The sequence below is a fragment of the Kitasatospora sp. NPDC001539 genome, from assembly GCF_040298565.1.
In the GTDB taxonomy this organism is placed as follows: Bacteria; Actinomycetota; Actinomycetes; order Streptomycetales; family Streptomycetaceae; genus Kitasatospora.
Window position 1 is genome coordinate 20728 of the sequence record NZ_JBEPAK010000012.1, and the last position, 14001, is coordinate 34728.

A 14001-nucleotide genomic window follows, 5' to 3' on the forward strand; every position below is an offset into this window, starting at 1 on the left:
CGTCGCCCCGGACATCGCCGCGACTCCACGGCCGTGGAGTGCTGGGATCGGGACGCGGCGCACCGAGCCCCGGAGGGCACCTGGTGCAGCAATGAGGTTAACACTACCGACCCCCTCAGACATTCCCCGACCTCGGGCTTGCCAATCGTGTCCGGACGGCCCGGCTCGGCACCGGGCCCGAATAGGGCGCTTCGCCTGGTCAGACGTCCAGCGGGAGCACGACGGCCCCGGTCCGGTCGACGTCGAGCCGGTGCGCGGCGAACGCCGGATCCCCGCCGTGGCCGTGGTGGCCGGCGAAGGACAGCACCTTGTCGACGCCCGCCTCGTCGGTGAGCGCCAGCACGGTCGGGCCGGCCCCGGAGATGACGGCGGGCACGCCCTCCGCGCGCAGGGCGCCGACCAGCGCGGCGCTGTCCGGCATGGCGGAGGCGCGGTAGTCCTGGTGGAGCCGGTCCTCGGTGGCCGCGAGCAGCAGCTCGGGCCGCCGGGTCAGCGCCTCCACCAGCAGGGCGGAGCGGCCGGCGTTGACGGCGGCGTCGGCCAGCGGGACGGTCTTCGGCAGCAGGCCGCGGGCGGTCTCGGTGAGCACCTCGCCGGCCGGGACGAACACCACCGGCACGACCCGCTCGGAGGGCTCCAGGGCGACCGCCTTGGCGGACTCCTCGTCGGTCCAGGCGATGGTGAAGTTGCCGCGCAGGCAGGCCGCGACGTTGTCCGGATGGCCCTCGAGCTCGGAGGCGAGGGCGAGCAGCGCGTCGTCGTCCAGTGCGGAGGGGCCGCCGATGGTCACCGCGCGGGCGGCCACGATGCCGGCGCAGATGGCGGCCGAGGAGGAGCCCAGGCCGCGGCCGTGCGGTATCCGGTTGGCGCAGACCACTTCGAGGCCGCGCGGCTGGCCGCCGAGCCGGTCGAAGGCGGCCCGCATCGAGCGGACCAACAGGTGGCGCTCGTCCCGGGGCAGCGTCCCGGCCCCCTCGCCGGCGATGTCGACGGTCAGGCCCGAGTCGGCGACCCGGACGACCACGTCGTCGTACAGGCCCAGCGCGAGTCCGAAGGCGTCGAAGCCCGGACCGAGGTTGGCGCTGGTCGCGGGAACCCGGACCCGGACGGCGGCGGCACGGAACGCAGGACCGGCCATGCGGTGGACTCTCCTGGGGAAATCGGGCGGCGCGGTGCGCGTCGTCGGTGCAGGGGTGGGGGGGAAAGGGCCGCGGGCCCACGGGGCGGGCGGCCACAGTCGTCGGCTCGGCCCGTACCAGGACGGGCCCGGGGCATGTGCCACACGGCCGAAGCCAGAGTATCGAAGAGAGGTTCCCCAGTGGTACACCCCGTGGGCCTTCGATCTGGTGTGTTGCCGGTTCTGGCCGGAATGCGTTCCGGAATCGGATCGGAATGCGAAGCGAGATTGACACAAAAGAGTCAGTGGAGAGCGTTGACGGGCCGCCCCTCGAAAGAGTCGGCCCGTCGGAGCGTCAGACCACGTCGTCAGTCGAGCAGTCCGAGCCGCTGGGCCGCGGCCTCCGGGTCGACCGGGACGATCTGCGGCTGCGGCGCGCCGGCCACCGCCCAGTCCGGGTCCTTGAGGCCGTTGCCGGTCACGGTGCAGACGATCCGCTGGCCCGGGTCGACCAGGCCGGCTTCCGCCTTGGCCAGCAGACCGGCCACCGAGGCGGCCGACGCAGGCTCCACGAAGACGCCCTCCTGCGCGGCCAACAGCCGGTAGGCGGCCAGGATCTGACGGTCCGTCACCTTGTCGATGAGGCCGCCGGACTCGTCCCGGGCGGCGAGCGCGTAGTCCCAGGAGGCCGGGTTGCCGATCCGGATCGCGGTGGCGATGGTCTGCGGCTTGAGGACGGGCGCTCCGTCCACGATCGGGGCCGAGCCGGCCGCCTGGAAACCCCACATCCGCGGGGTGCGGGAGGACATCCCGTCCGTGGCGTACTCGCGGTAGCCCTTCCAGTACGCGGTGATGTTGCCCGCGTTGCCGACCGGCAGGACGTGGATGTCCGGGGCGTCGCCGAGCATGTCGACGATTTCGAAGGCCGCCGTCTTCTGACCCTCGATCCGCACCGGGTTCACCGAGTTGACCAGGGCCACCGGGTACTTCTCGGACAGTTCGCGCGCGAGCGTCAGGCAGTCGTCGAAGTTGCCGTCGACCTGCAGGATCTTGGCGCCGTGCACCAGCGCCTGGCCCATCTTGCCGAGGGCGATCTTGCCCTGCGGGACGAGCACGGCGGAGACCATCCCGGCCCGCACCGCGTACGCGGCGGCGGAGGCCGAGGTGTTGCCGGTGGACGCGCAGATGACGGCCTGGGCCCCCTCCTCCTTGGCCTTGGAGATGGCCATCGTCATCCCGCGGTCCTTGAAGGAGCCGGTCGGGTTGGCGCCCTCGACCTTGAGGTAGACCTCGCAGCCGGTGCGCTCGGAGAGCACCTGGGCCGGGACCAGGGGCGTACCGCCCTCCAGCAGGGTGACCACCGGGGTGGCCGCGGTGACCGGCAGGCGGTCCCGGTACTCCTCGATCAGGCCGCGCCACTGGGGGGTGTGCGCGCCTCGGACGACGTTCTCGGCAACGACGTTCATGGCTGTTCCTTATTCCCCTTCGACCCGCATGATGCTGGCCACGTCCCGCACGCTGTCCAGCGCGCGGAGCTTGTCGACCGTCGCCGACAGCGCGGCGTCGGTGGCACGGTGGGTGACCACGACGAGCGAGGCGTCGCCGTCGCGGCCCTGCTGGCGCACGGTGTCGATGGACACGCCGTGCTCGGCGAACACGGACGCGACCTGGGCGAGCACGCCCGCGCGGTCGTCCACGTCCAGGCTGACGTGGTAGCGGGTGACCACCTCGTCCATCGGCTTGGCCGGCAGCCGGGTGTACAGGGAGTCACCGGGCCCGGTGGCGCCGGCCAGCTTGTTGCGGCAGACCGCGACCAGGTCCCCGAGCACCGCGGAGGCGGTCGGCGAGCCGCCCGCGCCCGGGCCGTAGAACATCAGCCGGCCCGCGGCCTCGGCCTCGACGAACACCGCGTTGTACGCCTCGCGGACCGAGGCCAGCGGGTGCGACAGCGGGATCATCGCCGGGTGGACGCGCGCGGTGACGGACTCGCCGTCCCTCGCCCGCTCGCAGATCGCGAGCAGCTTGACCACGCAGCCCATCGCCCTGGCGGAGGCGATGTCGGCGGCGGTCACCTCGGTGATGCCCTCCCGGTAGACGTCCGCCGCGGTCACCTTGGTGTGGAAGGCGATGCCGGCCAGGATCGCGGCCTTGGCGGCGGCGTCGAAGCCCTCCACGTCGGCCGTCGGGTCGGCCTCGGCGTAGCCGAGCGCGGTGGCCTCCTCCAGCGCCTCCGAGTAGCCGGCGCCGGTGGTGTCCATCTTGTCGAGGATGAAGTTGGTGGTGCCGTTGACGATGCCCAGCACCCGGTCGACCTTGTCCCCGGCGAGGGACTCGCGCAGCGGGCGCAGCAGCGGGATCGCCCCCGCCACCGCGGCCTCGTAGTAGAGGTCCACCCCCGCCCGGGCGGCCGCGGCGTGCAGTTCGGTGCCGTCCTTGGCGAGCAGCGCCTTGTTGGCGCTGACCACCGAGGCGCCCTGCTCGAAGGCGGACAGGATCAGCGACTTGGAGGGCTCGATGCCGCCCACCACCTCGACCACCACGTCGATGTCGCCCCTGCCCACCAGGGCCTCGGCGTCGGTGGTGATCAGGTGCTCGGGCACGCCGGGGCGGACCCGGCCGGCCCGGCGGACCGCGATCCCGGCGAGTTCGACCGGGGCACCGATGCGAGCGGCGAGGTCGTCGGCCGTCGTCGTCATGATGCGCGCCACCTCGGAGCCCACCACACCACAACCCAGCAACGCCACCTTCAGCGGGCGCGTACGCATCATCCGACTCCGCTCTGCATTCATCGTGCTTCTGTGTTTCCGGCGGCTTTTTCCGGGCCGCCGGAAACCTCGGTCCGTACCAGTCTCGGGGACTTTCCGCACGGATCTACGGTCGTTCCATGATCTGAGACGAGAATTTCGTCATCCGATATCCAGGCGCAGGAGATCCTCCTCCGTCTCGCGCCGGACGATCACCCGGGCCGCACCGTCCCTGACGGCGACCACGGGGGGCTTCAGGGCGTGGTTGTAGTTGCTCGCCATCGAGCGGCAGTAGGCCCCGGTCGCGGGCACCGCGATCAGGTCGCCCGGGGCGAGGTCGGCCGGCAGGAAGGCGTCCCGCACGACGATGTCACCGGACTCGCAGTGCTTGCCGACCACCCGGACCAGAATCGGCTCGGCCTCGCTGGTGCGGGAGGCCAGGGCCACCGAGTACTCCGCGTCGTACAGCGCGGTGCGGATGTTGTCGGACATCCCGCCGTCCACGCTGACGTAGGTGCGCAGGCCCTCCAGCGGCTTGACCGTGCCGACCTCGTACAGGGTGAACGCCGTCGGGCCGACGATCGCCCGGCCCGGCTCCACGCTCAGCCGCGGCGCGGCGAGGTTCGCGGCGGCGCACTCGCGGCGCACGATGTCGGCCAGCGCGGCCGCGATCTCGGCCGGCTCGCGCGGGTCGTCCTCGCTGGTGTAGGCGATGCCGAGGCCGCCGCCCAGGTCGATCTCGGGCAGCTCGACGCCGTGCTCGTCGCGGATCTGCGCCAGCAGGCCGACCACCCGGCGGGCCGCCACCTCGAAGCCGGCCGTGTCGAAGATCTGCGAGCCGATGTGCGAGTGGATGCCCCGCAGCTCCAGGCCGGCGTGGCCGAGCACCCGGCGCACCGCCTCGGCGGCCGCTCCGCCGGTCAGCGAGAGGCCGAACTTCTGGTCCTCGTGCGCCGTGGCGATGAACTCGTGGGTGTGCGCCTCGACGCCGACGGTGACCCGGATCAGCACCGGCTGGCGCACGCCCTGGCGGGCGGCGATCGCGGCCAGCCGTTCGATCTCCTCGTGGGAGTCGACCACGATGTGCCCGACGCCGCTCTTCACCGCGTGTTCGAGCTCGTCCGCCGACTTGTTGTTGCCGTGCAGCGCGATCCGCTCCGCCGGCATCCCGGCGGCCAGTGCGACGGCCAGCTCGCCGGCGCTGCACACGTCGAGGTTGAGGCCCTCCTCGTGCAGCCAGCGCACGATCGCCTTGGAGAGGAAGGCCTTGCCGGCGTAGTAGACGTCCGCCTCGGTGCCGAAGGCGTCCCGCCAGGCGCGGGCGCGGGAGCGGAAGTCCTCCTCGTCCATCACGTAGGCGGGGGTGCCGAACTCGGCCGCCAGCTGCTTGACGTCGATCCCGCCGACGGTGACCACGCCCTCGGCGTCGCGGTCGACGGTGCACGACCACACCTTGGGGTCGAGGGCGTTCAGGTCGGCCGGCGGGGCCTGGTAGTGGCCGTCGGGCAGGACGTCGCCGTGCCGGGGGCCTGCGGGGTGTGCGGAACGACTCATGTGTACGGCGTCCTTCGAGACCTGTGAGACCTATGGCGAGGGGCGGCGACGGTCCCCGTTGACCGTCAGCCGCCCCCGCCGTCGCTTGGGGGTGGTGCCTACATCCGCTCGGGTGCCGTGACGCCCAGGAGCGTCAGGCCGTTGGCCATGACCGTGCGCGTGGCCTCGACCAGCCACAGCCGGGCACGGTGCGTGTCGTTGAGCTCCTCGTCGCCCTTGGGCAGGAACATGCAGTTCTCGTACAGGCGGTGGTACTTGCCCGCGAGGTCCTCCAGGTAGCGCGCGACCCGGTGCGGCTCGCGCAGCTCGCCGGCCGTGGCCAGGACGCGCGGGAACTCGCCGAGGGCGCCGAGGATGTCGTTCTCCCACTCGGTGGCGAGCAGCTCGGGTTTGAACTGCTCGGCGGTGCCCTTGTCCACGCCCAGCTCGGCGGCCTTGCGCGCCACGCCGCACATCCGGGTGTGGGCGTACTGGACGTAGTAGACCGGGTTCTCGTTGGTCTGGCTGGTCAGGACGTTGATGTCGAGCGTGATCGTCGAGTCCGTGGAGGAGCGCGCCAGGGTGTAGCGGGCGGCGTCCACGCCGATCCACTCGACCACGTCGTCGATCGTGATGATGTTGCCCGCCCGCTTGGACATGCGGACCTCTTCGCCGTCGCGGAGCATCTTCACGAACTGGCCGATCCGCACCTCGATGTTGCGGTCCATGTCGTCGCCGGCGCAGGCGGCGATGGCCTTGAGGCGGTTGACGTAGCCGTGGTGGTCGGCGCCCAGCATGTAGAGCGCGACCTCGGCGCCGCGGTCCCGCTTGGAGAGGTAGTACGCGGCGTCGGCGGCGAAGTAGGTCTTGTCGCCGTCGGCCTTGACCAGGACGCGGTCCTTGTCGTCGCCGAAGTCGGTGGTGCGCAGGAAGACGGCGCCGTCCTGCTCGAAGACGTGGCCCTGCTCGCGCAGCCGGTCGATGGCCTGCTCGACGGCGCCGGAGTCGTGCAGCGTCTTCTCCGAGAACCACACGTCGAAGTGGGTGCCGAACTCGTCCATGGAGCGCTTGATCTCGGCGACCATGAGCTTGAGGCCCTCGGTGCGGAAGACCTGCAGCTGCTCGTCCTCGGGCAGGTCGAGCACGCCCGGGATGGCGTCGGTGAGCGCCTTGGCGATGTCGACGACGTACTCGCCGACGTACCCGCCCTCGGGCACCTCGCGGCCGTTCGCGGCGGCCTGCAGCGAGGCGGCGAACTTGCCGATCTGCACGCCCGCGTCGTTGAGGTAGTACTCGGTGGTGACGTCGGCGCCGGAGGCCCGCAGGACGCGCGCCAGCGAGTCGCCGACGGCGGCCCAGCGGACGCCGCCGATGTGGATCGGGCCGGTCGGGTTGGCGGAGACGAACTCCAGGTTGATCTTCAGGCCCTTGAGGGCCTCGTTGCGGCCGTAGGCCTCGCCCGCCTCGACGACGGTGCGCGCCAGCGCGCCCGCGGTGGCGGTGTCCAGGGTGATGTTCAGGAAGCCCGGACCGGCGATGTCGACCTCGGCCACGCCGGTGATCCCTCGCAGGCGCCCGGCCAGGACCTCGGCAACGGCTCGCGGCGGCTTGCCGGCCGCCTTGGCGAGCTGGAGGGCCACGTTCGTCGCGTAGTCGCCGTGGTCCCGGTTCTTGGGCCGTTCGACCGTCACGTGCTCGGGCACGGCGACGGCCAGCTCGCCCGCCTCGACGGCGGAGCTCACTGCGGCCTGGATTGCCTGGGAAAGGTCTGCGGGGGTCACGACGCCAAGCGTAGGCGAGACGGGGTGCCCGCCCGCACCCGGTTTACCCGTTGAGACGCCGCGATCCCCGGGCCGCGGGGCCGTCGCACCGCTCCGGCAGGGGAGGTCAGCCGAGATCCGTGCGTTCTGTTCGCCCAGAGCGAAAGCCACCGGGCGGTCCGGTGAGCCGCATCAGGCGCCGGACCAGGGCCACCAGGTCCGCCGGGTCGAAGGGCTTGCCGAGGTAGCCGTCCACGCCGACGGTCTCCCCCAGGTCCAGGTCCGCCGGGGTGCAGGCGCTCACGATCGCGATCGGCAGCCGGCAGGTGTCCGGGGTGGCCCGCAGCCGGGCCGCGGTCCGCAGGCCGTCCAGCCGCGGCATCACCACGTCCAGGGTCACCACGTCGGGCCTCACCCGGCGGATCACCTCCAGGCACTCGGCGCCGTCGGCGGCGGTCACCACCTCGAAGCCCTCGAGCTCCAGGTTGACCCTGATCAGCTGGCGGATCACCTCGCTGTCGTCCACCACGAGGACCCGCCCGGACACTCCCGACACCTCACCGAGGGTATCGGCGGCCCCACCGCCCCGTCCGGCCTTTGGGCACTTCCGCCCGGGGCCGGCCCCGACGATCTTTCCGGGAAACCGTGCACGGACCACGGCCGAAGCCTGGTAGTGTTCATTCCGTCGGAACGCGGAAGCGGCCGACAGGCCGACAGGCCCCCGTAGCTCAGGGGATAGAGCACCGCCCTCCGGAGGCGGGTGCGTAGGTTCGAATCCTACCGGGGGCACTTCGCAGCAAGTGCAACAGAGGCCCAGACCAGTGGAGTTGCTCCACGGATCTGGGCCTTCGTCATGTCCGGGCCCTGGTGGCTCCGGAGGTGCGCCGGAGCCTTCCGGAGTCGTCCCGTGCCGTCCCGCGCCGTCCGGGGCGGCGGCCGGAGCGTTCCGGTCCTGTCCTGTCCCGGCCCGCAGATCAGGACGCGGCGGACTCGGCCTGGGCGTACAGGTCGGCGATGGTGTGGTCGAAGTAGGCGCTGTACGAGACGTCGTCGGTGTCACCGCCCTGCTGGTAGCCGCCGATCGCGCCGACCACGTCGCCGGTGGCGGTGTCGATCCACGGGCCGCCGCTGGTGCCGGACGGGTAGGACGGGCACTGAATGACGCGCTGGTAGGCGCTCTGCTGGTCCGTGGTGTTGGTGCAGAGGCTGGGCGTCTCCGAGTCGGCCGGGTAGCCGTAGAGGCGGACGGTCGCGTCGAAGGGCTCGTCGGTGCCCAGGCGGTTGCCGCCGACCACGTCCTCGACCGCGCGGCCGTTGTTGGGGGCGGTCTCCAGGATCGCGAAGTCCTCGTCCACGTCGCCCTTCTGGGACCAGCCGCTGGCGGTGTGGACGGCGGTCACCCGCCAGGTGCCGTACGGGGCGGAGCCGTCGCGGTAGCCGGGGGCGAAGGTGACGCCGTCGGTGCTGCTGACGCAGTGCGCGGCGGTCAGCAGCAGGTTGCCGGTGGCGCTGTGCAGCACGCTGGCGGTGCAGAAGTGGTTGCCCGCCTCCACCGGGCCGCTGAACAGCGCGCCCACGGTGGCGGTCTCCTTGTCGTCGGCCGGGGCGGGGGCGGTGGTGCCGAGGGTGGCGCCGTGGGCGGCGGGGCTGCCGGAGGCGACGGGGGTGGCCGGTGCGGTGGCCGCCGGGGTGCCGGCGGGGCTGGGTACGGCGGTGGGGGTCGCACTGCCGCTCGGCGTCGCGGCCGAGGCCGGGCCGGGTGCGGCGGGCTGGGCGGTGGTCGCGTCGGGCGAGGCGGTGGCGGCCGGCCCGGCGGCCCTGACGCTGCGAGCCGCCTTGCCGGCGGCGGTCGCGTCGGACAGGTCCAGCCCGTGCGTCCCGGCGACCACCGCGGCCACCACGACGGCCGACAGCGCGGCGAACAGCGACGGCGCGAGCAGACGGCGGCGGCGCGGCCTCGCGCGGCGGTGCTGACCCATGTCTGACTCTCCTGCCCTGGGGGTGGCGGCGTTCGGTCGACGACTATGGCGCCTCAGCCTGGAAGGGGCGTTACCGCAGGCTTGAAGGTCGATGAGAAACCGGTCACCGGCCCAACAGGTTATCGAGTTCGGCGGCCGTGACGAAGTCGGTGTGGGTGCCGGCGGTGGTGCAGGCGAAGGCGCCGGCGACGGCGCCGGCCCGGGCGCAGTCCACCGCCGGGTGGCCGCGGAACCAGGCGTAGAGGAAGCCGGTGACGAAGGCGTCGCCGGCGCCGTTGGTGTCCACCACGGGGCGGCCCGGGTCGACGGCCGGGAGGTGGCGCAGCACGCCGTCCTCGCGGGTCAGCAGGTGGCAGCCGTCGGCGCCGTCGGTGGCGGTGACCACGGCGGCCCGGCCCTCGGCGAGGATCGCGCGCATCACCTGCTCGTGGCGGCCCCGGCAGCCGGCCACCGAGAGGAACACCAGGTCGGAGCCGAGGGCGTAGTCGCGGTGGTGCGGCTCGGCGCCGTCCCAGTCGTGCAGGTCGGTGGAGGTGGTGCGGCCGAGCCGGTGGAGGTCGCCGTACATGTCGCGGTTGACGCCGGTGATCGAGAGGTGGACGTGCCGGCTGCGCCGCGCGTACGGGAGGTAGAACTCGCGCGGCAAGCGCAGGTCGGCGGGGTGGCGGCCGTCGAAGAAGGAGAACCGGCGGCCGGCCGCGTCGACCAGGTTGACCCCGCGCGGGGTGCCGTACGGGCTCACCAGGTGGGCGAAGTGCAGGCCGTGGCGCCGGTAGTGGGCACGGACCAGGTCGCCCTGGGGGTCGTCGCCGAGGTAGTCCAGGAATGCGGTGCGCAGCCCGAGGTGGTGGGCGCCGAGGGCGACGCCGTTGCCGGTGTGGCCGACGTAGTCGCGCACCGGCTCCACGTACCGCGAGTCGCCGGGCGGGATCTCCAACCGGTCGACCCGGACGATGGTGTCCACGCCGGTGCCGCCCACGACGAGCAGGTCGAACTCGGCCGCTTCGGTTTCCGGCTGCACGCGGCGCCTCCTTGATCGCTGGACGGTGGCCAGGAGTCAAGCAGGCGCCGGAGGTTGACTGCAAGATCTTGCTGAAAATTCCAGCCGGGGCCGCTCGGCGGCTTCCCCCGGGCCGACCCCTCAGTCGGCCGGCGGCCGCTCCGCGCCCGCCTCCGCCCGGGACTCGGCGGGGGGCCTGACGTTGGCCCTCACGTCGGCCGCCGCGGCGGCCCGCGGACTCGGCCGTCCGTCCACGGCCCGCACCGGCACCGCGGTCTCGGCCCCGGCAGCGGTCCCGGCAGCGGTCTCGGCCCCGGCAGCGCCCGGGACAGCGGTCGCCTCACCGGGCTCCGGGCGGTGGTCGATCATCAGGAAGGCGACCAGCGCGGCCGCCAGCAGCACGCCCATCGCGACCCAGGTGGCGGCCACGTAGCCGTGCACCGCACCGCGGGCCTGCACCAGTGGATCGCTCGCGGCCCGGGTGGCCAGCCAGGTCGCGGTGGCGCTGGCGGCGATCGTGTTCAGCAGCGCCGTCCCGAGCGAACCGCCCACCTGCTGGGCCGAGTTGATGGTGGCCGAGGCCGCGCCGGCCTCGTTGGGGGCGACCCCGAGGGTGGCCAGGCTCATCGACGGCATGAACACCAGGCCCATCCCGAAGCCGATCAGCAGCACGGAGGGCAGGACCATGGCGGCCCACGGGCTGTCCACCTTCATCTGGGTCAGCCAGGCCATGCCGCCCGCGGCCAGCAGCAGCCCCGGGGCGATCAGGTTGCGGGACGGCACCCTGGTCATCAGCCGGGCCGCGATGCCGGTCGAACTCAGCACGATGGCGCCCGTCATGGGCAGGAAGGAGATGCCCGAGACCACCGGCGAGAAGTGCTTGATGGCCTGCATGTAGTAGGTCAGGAAGAGGAACAGGCCGAACATGCCGACCATGGCCAGGCCCACCGAGAGCGCGGCGCCACCGCGGTTGCGCTCGGCCACGATGTGGATCGGCAGCAGCGGGTGCGCGGAACGCTTCTCGACCAGGACGAACACCGCGAGCAGCGCCACGCCCAGGACCAGCGAGCCGATCACCAGAGCGTCGCTCCAGCCCCTGGTCACGGCCTCGGAGGTGCCGAAGACGATCGCGAGCAGGCCGCCGCAGCCGAGCACCGCGCCCGGCAGGTCGAGCCTGATCCGGCGCCCCTTGGCGATGTGGTCGCGCTTGAGCACGGAGAAGGCCGCGAAGGCGGTGACGACGGCGATCGGGGTGTTGACGAACAGGCACCAGCGCCAGTTGAGGTACTCGGTCAGCAGGCCGCCGGCGATGAAACCGATCGCGGCGCCGCCGCCGGCGATCGCTCCGAAGATGCCGAAGGCCGTGCTGCGTTCCTTCGGATTGGAGAAGGTGGTGGAGAGCAGCCCCAGCGCGGAGGGGGCGAGCAGGGCGCCGAACGCGCCCTGGAGGGCGCGGGCGCCGAAGAGCATGGCCGGGCTGACCGCCGCACCGCCGAGGGCGGAGGCGAGGGCGAAGCCCAGCAGGCCGATGGTGAAGACGCGCTTGCGGCCGAAGAGGTCGCCCAGCCGCCCGCCGAGCAGCAGCAGGCCGCCGAAGGCGAGGGTGTAGGCGGTGATCACCCACTGCCGGTCCGCGTCGGTGATGCCCAGGTCCCGCTGGGCGGACGGCAGCGCGATGTTCACGATGGTGATGTCGAGGACGATCATGAGCTGGGCGATGGCGATGACCGCCAAGGCCCACCAGCGGCGACTGTCCGCCTCCTCATGACCGGTGGCAAGGTGCGAGGACACTGGTCGAGCCTTCCGGAGTGGGTACGGAGAGGTCACGCAGTCGCCTTCCAGCCAAGCGCCGGTGTGGACGAATGGCAAGCAAAAACCTGGTCAAACGGTCCCAAACGGGACGAAATGACCAGGGGCCCCGGGACTCGCGACCGAGTCCCGGGGCCCCGCGCCGTCCGCTCCCGGACGCACCCCCGGCTACAGCGCCGACAGCTCCGCGAGCAGGTCGTCCAGGCCCAGCGAGCCCTGCGAGAGCGCCGCCATGTGCCAGGCCTTGAGGTCGAACTCCTCGCCCCGCGCCTCGTGCGCCGCCTTCGCCGCCGCCCGTCCGCGCAGCCAGGCGCGCTCGCCGAGCTTGTAGCCGATCGCCTGACCGGGCAGCCCCAGGTAGCGGACCAGCTCGCTGTCCAGGAACTCCGGAGCCAGACCGCAGTACAGCCCGAAGAACTCCCGGGCGTGCTCCGGGCTCACCGGCTCGCCCGGCCGGTACGGCGAGTCGGCCGGGAAGTCGAGGCCCAGGTGCATGCCGATGTCGATGATGACCCGCAGCGCCCGCATCATCTGGGCGTTGAGGTAGCCCAGGCGGTGGCCCGGGTCGGTGAGGTAGCCCAGCTCGTCCATCAGGCGCTCGGCGTACAGCGCCCAGCCCTCCATGTTGGCGCTGACCCCGCCGAGGCTCACCTGGTAGGTGGAGAGCCGGTCGGCGACGTAGTTCCACTGCGCGAGCTGCAGGTGGTGGCCCGGGACGCCCTCGTGGTACCAGGTGGACACCAGGTCCCAGACCGGGAAGCGCTCCTTGCCGAGCAGCGGCAGCCAGGTCCGCCCCGGCCGGCTGAAGTCCAGCGAGGGAGCCGTGTAGTACGGCGCGGCGGCGCTGCCGGCCGGGGCGATCCGCGACTCGACCCGGGTGACCGGCTCCGCCAGGTCGAAGTGGGTGCCCTGGAGGTCCCGGACCGCCTGGTCCATCAGGCCCTGGAGGAACTCCCGGGCCGGCTCGGCGCCCTCGATGGCCGGGCCGTCCTCCTCCAGCCACTTCATCGCCGTCATCGGGTCGGCGCCCGGGCGCACCTTCTCCGCCTCGGCCGTCATCTGCGCGTACAGGTCGTGGAACTCGCCCCAGGCCCAGGCGTAGGCCTCGTCCAGGTCCAGGTCGGCGCCGGTCCAGTAGCGCACCCAGCGGCCGTAGCGCTCCCGGCCGACCGGATCCGGGGTGCCGGCGGCGGCCGGGGCGTACACGTCGCGCATCCAGTCGCGCAGCGCGGCCAGCGCCCGTGCGGCGGCCACCGCGTGGTCGGACAGCTCGGCGCGCACGGCCTCCGGGGCGTCCTGGACGAACTGCCCGAACCAGCCCGCCCCGCGCCCCTGCCCGCCCTCGTCCGAGGGACCGGCCGGCGCGCCCTCGGCCGGCGCCTCGCCCAGCCACTCGCCGAACTGCCCGATCACCGTCTCCACCTGGCGCGGGCCGGACAGCAGCCCCCGCTCGATGCCCTCGGCCAGCGTCTGCCGGTACTGCTCCAGCGCCAGCGGGAGGCGGGCCAGCCGGCGGCCGATCACCCGCCACTCGTCCTCGGTGCCGGCGGGCATGAGGGTGAAGGCCTCCCGCGTGTTGTGCACCGGGGAGGCCAGGTTGCGCACCGCGCGGTAGTTCTCCCCCGCGTCGTGGACGGCGAGTTCGGCGGTCAGCCGCTCGCGGAGCAGCCGGGCGCAGCGCCGCTCCGACTCGTCCTCGGCGGCGCCGGCCCGCTCGACCTCGTCCAGCCGGGCCAGGGTGCGGCGGGCGAGGTCGGCGATCGCCTCGGCGCCGGCCGGGGAGAGGTCGGGCAGCCGGTCGTCCTCGGGGTCGAGGCCGAGGTACACCGCGGTCAGCGGGTCGAGGTCGGCCAGCGCGCGGACGTACGCGTCCGCGATGCCGCGCGGGGTCCCGCCGTCGGAATTGATCAGTTCTTCAACCATTCGCACATCATCGCGTTGCCGGGCCCGATTGCAAGCCCCTGCCGCGGACCGGTTGACCTGCACCGGCCGGTATCTGACGGGCGGTGGGCACCGCGAACGGCCGTTCGGAGAGATCCGTGCCCGACAGGTCCCGATC

10 protein-coding genes and 1 tRNA gene are annotated in these 14001 nt (G+C 72.8%); 1 reads left to right on the top strand and 10 read right to left on the bottom strand.

The features are described 5' to 3' along the window. Window positions 1-199: 199 nt before the first annotated feature. The 6 genes from thrB to ABT247_RS04555 form a co-directional block, all read right to left on the bottom strand. On the bottom strand, window positions 200-1138 hold the full coding sequence (gene thrB / locus ABT247_RS04530; protein ID WP_350737808.1) for a homoserine kinase: 939 nt from the start codon (window positions 1136-1138) through the stop codon (window positions 200-202). Window positions 1139-1485: 347 nt separating this feature from the next. Further along, window positions 1486-2583, bottom strand: a complete 1098-nt coding sequence (thrC, locus tag ABT247_RS04535) for a threonine synthase (RefSeq protein WP_350737812.1) — start codon at window positions 2581-2583, stop codon at window positions 1486-1488. 9 nt (window positions 2584-2592) lie between these two features. Further along, the gene (locus ABT247_RS04540; RefSeq protein ID WP_350737815.1) at window positions 2593-3885 is read right to left on the bottom strand and encodes a homoserine dehydrogenase; all 1293 of its coding nucleotides are present in this window, start codon (window positions 3883-3885) and stop codon (window positions 2593-2595) included. Window positions 3886-4023: 138 nt separating this feature from the next. Next, window positions 4024-5415 carry a diaminopimelate decarboxylase gene (lysA, locus tag ABT247_RS04545; RefSeq protein ID WP_350737818.1) on the bottom strand — a complete coding sequence of 464 codons (1392 nt, stop codon included), beginning with the start codon at window positions 5413-5415 and terminating at the stop codon, window positions 4024-4026. A gap of 98 nt (window positions 5416-5513) precedes the next feature. Continuing rightward, window positions 5514-7175: an arginine--tRNA ligase gene (gene argS / locus ABT247_RS04550; RefSeq protein ID WP_350737821.1), complete on the bottom strand. Its 1662-nt coding sequence runs from the start codon at window positions 7173-7175 to the stop codon at window positions 5514-5516. Window positions 7176-7281: 106 nt separating this feature from the next. Continuing rightward, window positions 7282-7701: a response regulator gene (locus ABT247_RS04555; protein WP_350737875.1), complete on the bottom strand. Its 420-nt coding sequence runs from the start codon at window positions 7699-7701 to the stop codon at window positions 7282-7284. Between the two features lie 170 nt (window positions 7702-7871). Here ABT247_RS04555 and ABT247_RS04560 point away from each other — a divergent pair. Beyond that, window positions 7872-7943: transfer RNA gene (locus ABT247_RS04560), tRNA-Arg, on the top strand. A 185-nt stretch (window positions 7944-8128) separates the two neighbouring features. On the opposite strand, the gene ABT247_RS04565 is transcribed toward ABT247_RS04560, so the two are convergent. The 4 genes from ABT247_RS04565 to ABT247_RS04580 all read right to left on the bottom strand — a co-directional run bounded on the left by ABT247_RS04565 (window position 8129) and on the right by ABT247_RS04580 (window position 13865). Then, a complete protein-coding gene (locus tag ABT247_RS04565; RefSeq protein ID WP_350737824.1) occupies window positions 8129-9133 on the bottom strand; it encodes a trypsin-like serine peptidase in 1005 nt (334 codons plus the stop codon). A gap of 103 nt (window positions 9134-9236) precedes the next feature. After that, window positions 9237-10154, bottom strand: coding sequence for a carbohydrate kinase family protein (locus ABT247_RS04570; RefSeq protein WP_350737827.1), 918 nt, complete (start codon window positions 10152-10154; stop codon window positions 9237-9239). Between the two features lie 120 nt (window positions 10155-10274). Continuing rightward, the gene (locus tag ABT247_RS04575) at window positions 10275-11924 is read right to left on the bottom strand and encodes an MFS transporter (RefSeq protein ID WP_350737830.1); all 1650 of its coding nucleotides are present in this window, start codon (window positions 11922-11924) and stop codon (window positions 10275-10277) included. Window positions 11925-12110: 186 nt separating this feature from the next. Continuing rightward, window positions 12111-13865, bottom strand: a complete 1755-nt coding sequence (locus ABT247_RS04580; protein ID WP_350737833.1) for a DUF885 domain-containing protein — start codon at window positions 13863-13865, stop codon at window positions 12111-12113. Between the last annotated feature and the right edge of the window lie 136 nt (window positions 13866-14001).

Bases quoted from the DNA above. Each gene is read 5' to 3' on its own strand.
- thrB (WP_350737808.1), bottom strand. From the start codon at position 1,138: ATGGCCGGTCCTGCGTTCCGTGCCGCCGCCGTCCGGGTCCGGGTTCCC.
- ABT247_RS04565 (WP_350737824.1), bottom strand. From the start codon at position 9,133: ATGGGTCAGCACCGCCGCGCGAGGCCGCGCCGCCGCCGTCTGCTCGCG.
- ABT247_RS04580 (WP_350737833.1), bottom strand. From the start codon at position 13,865: ATGGTTGAAGAACTGATCAATTCCGACGGCGGGACCCCGCGCGGCATC.
- thrC (WP_350737812.1), bottom strand. From the start codon at position 2,583: ATGAACGTCGTTGCCGAGAACGTCGTCCGAGGCGCGCACACCCCCCAG.
- lysA (WP_350737818.1), bottom strand. From the start codon at position 5,415: ATGAGTCGTTCCGCACACCCCGCAGGCCCCCGGCACGGCGACGTCCTG.
- ABT247_RS04540 (WP_350737815.1), bottom strand. From the start codon at position 3,885: ATGATGCGTACGCGCCCGCTGAAGGTGGCGTTGCTGGGTTGTGGTGTG.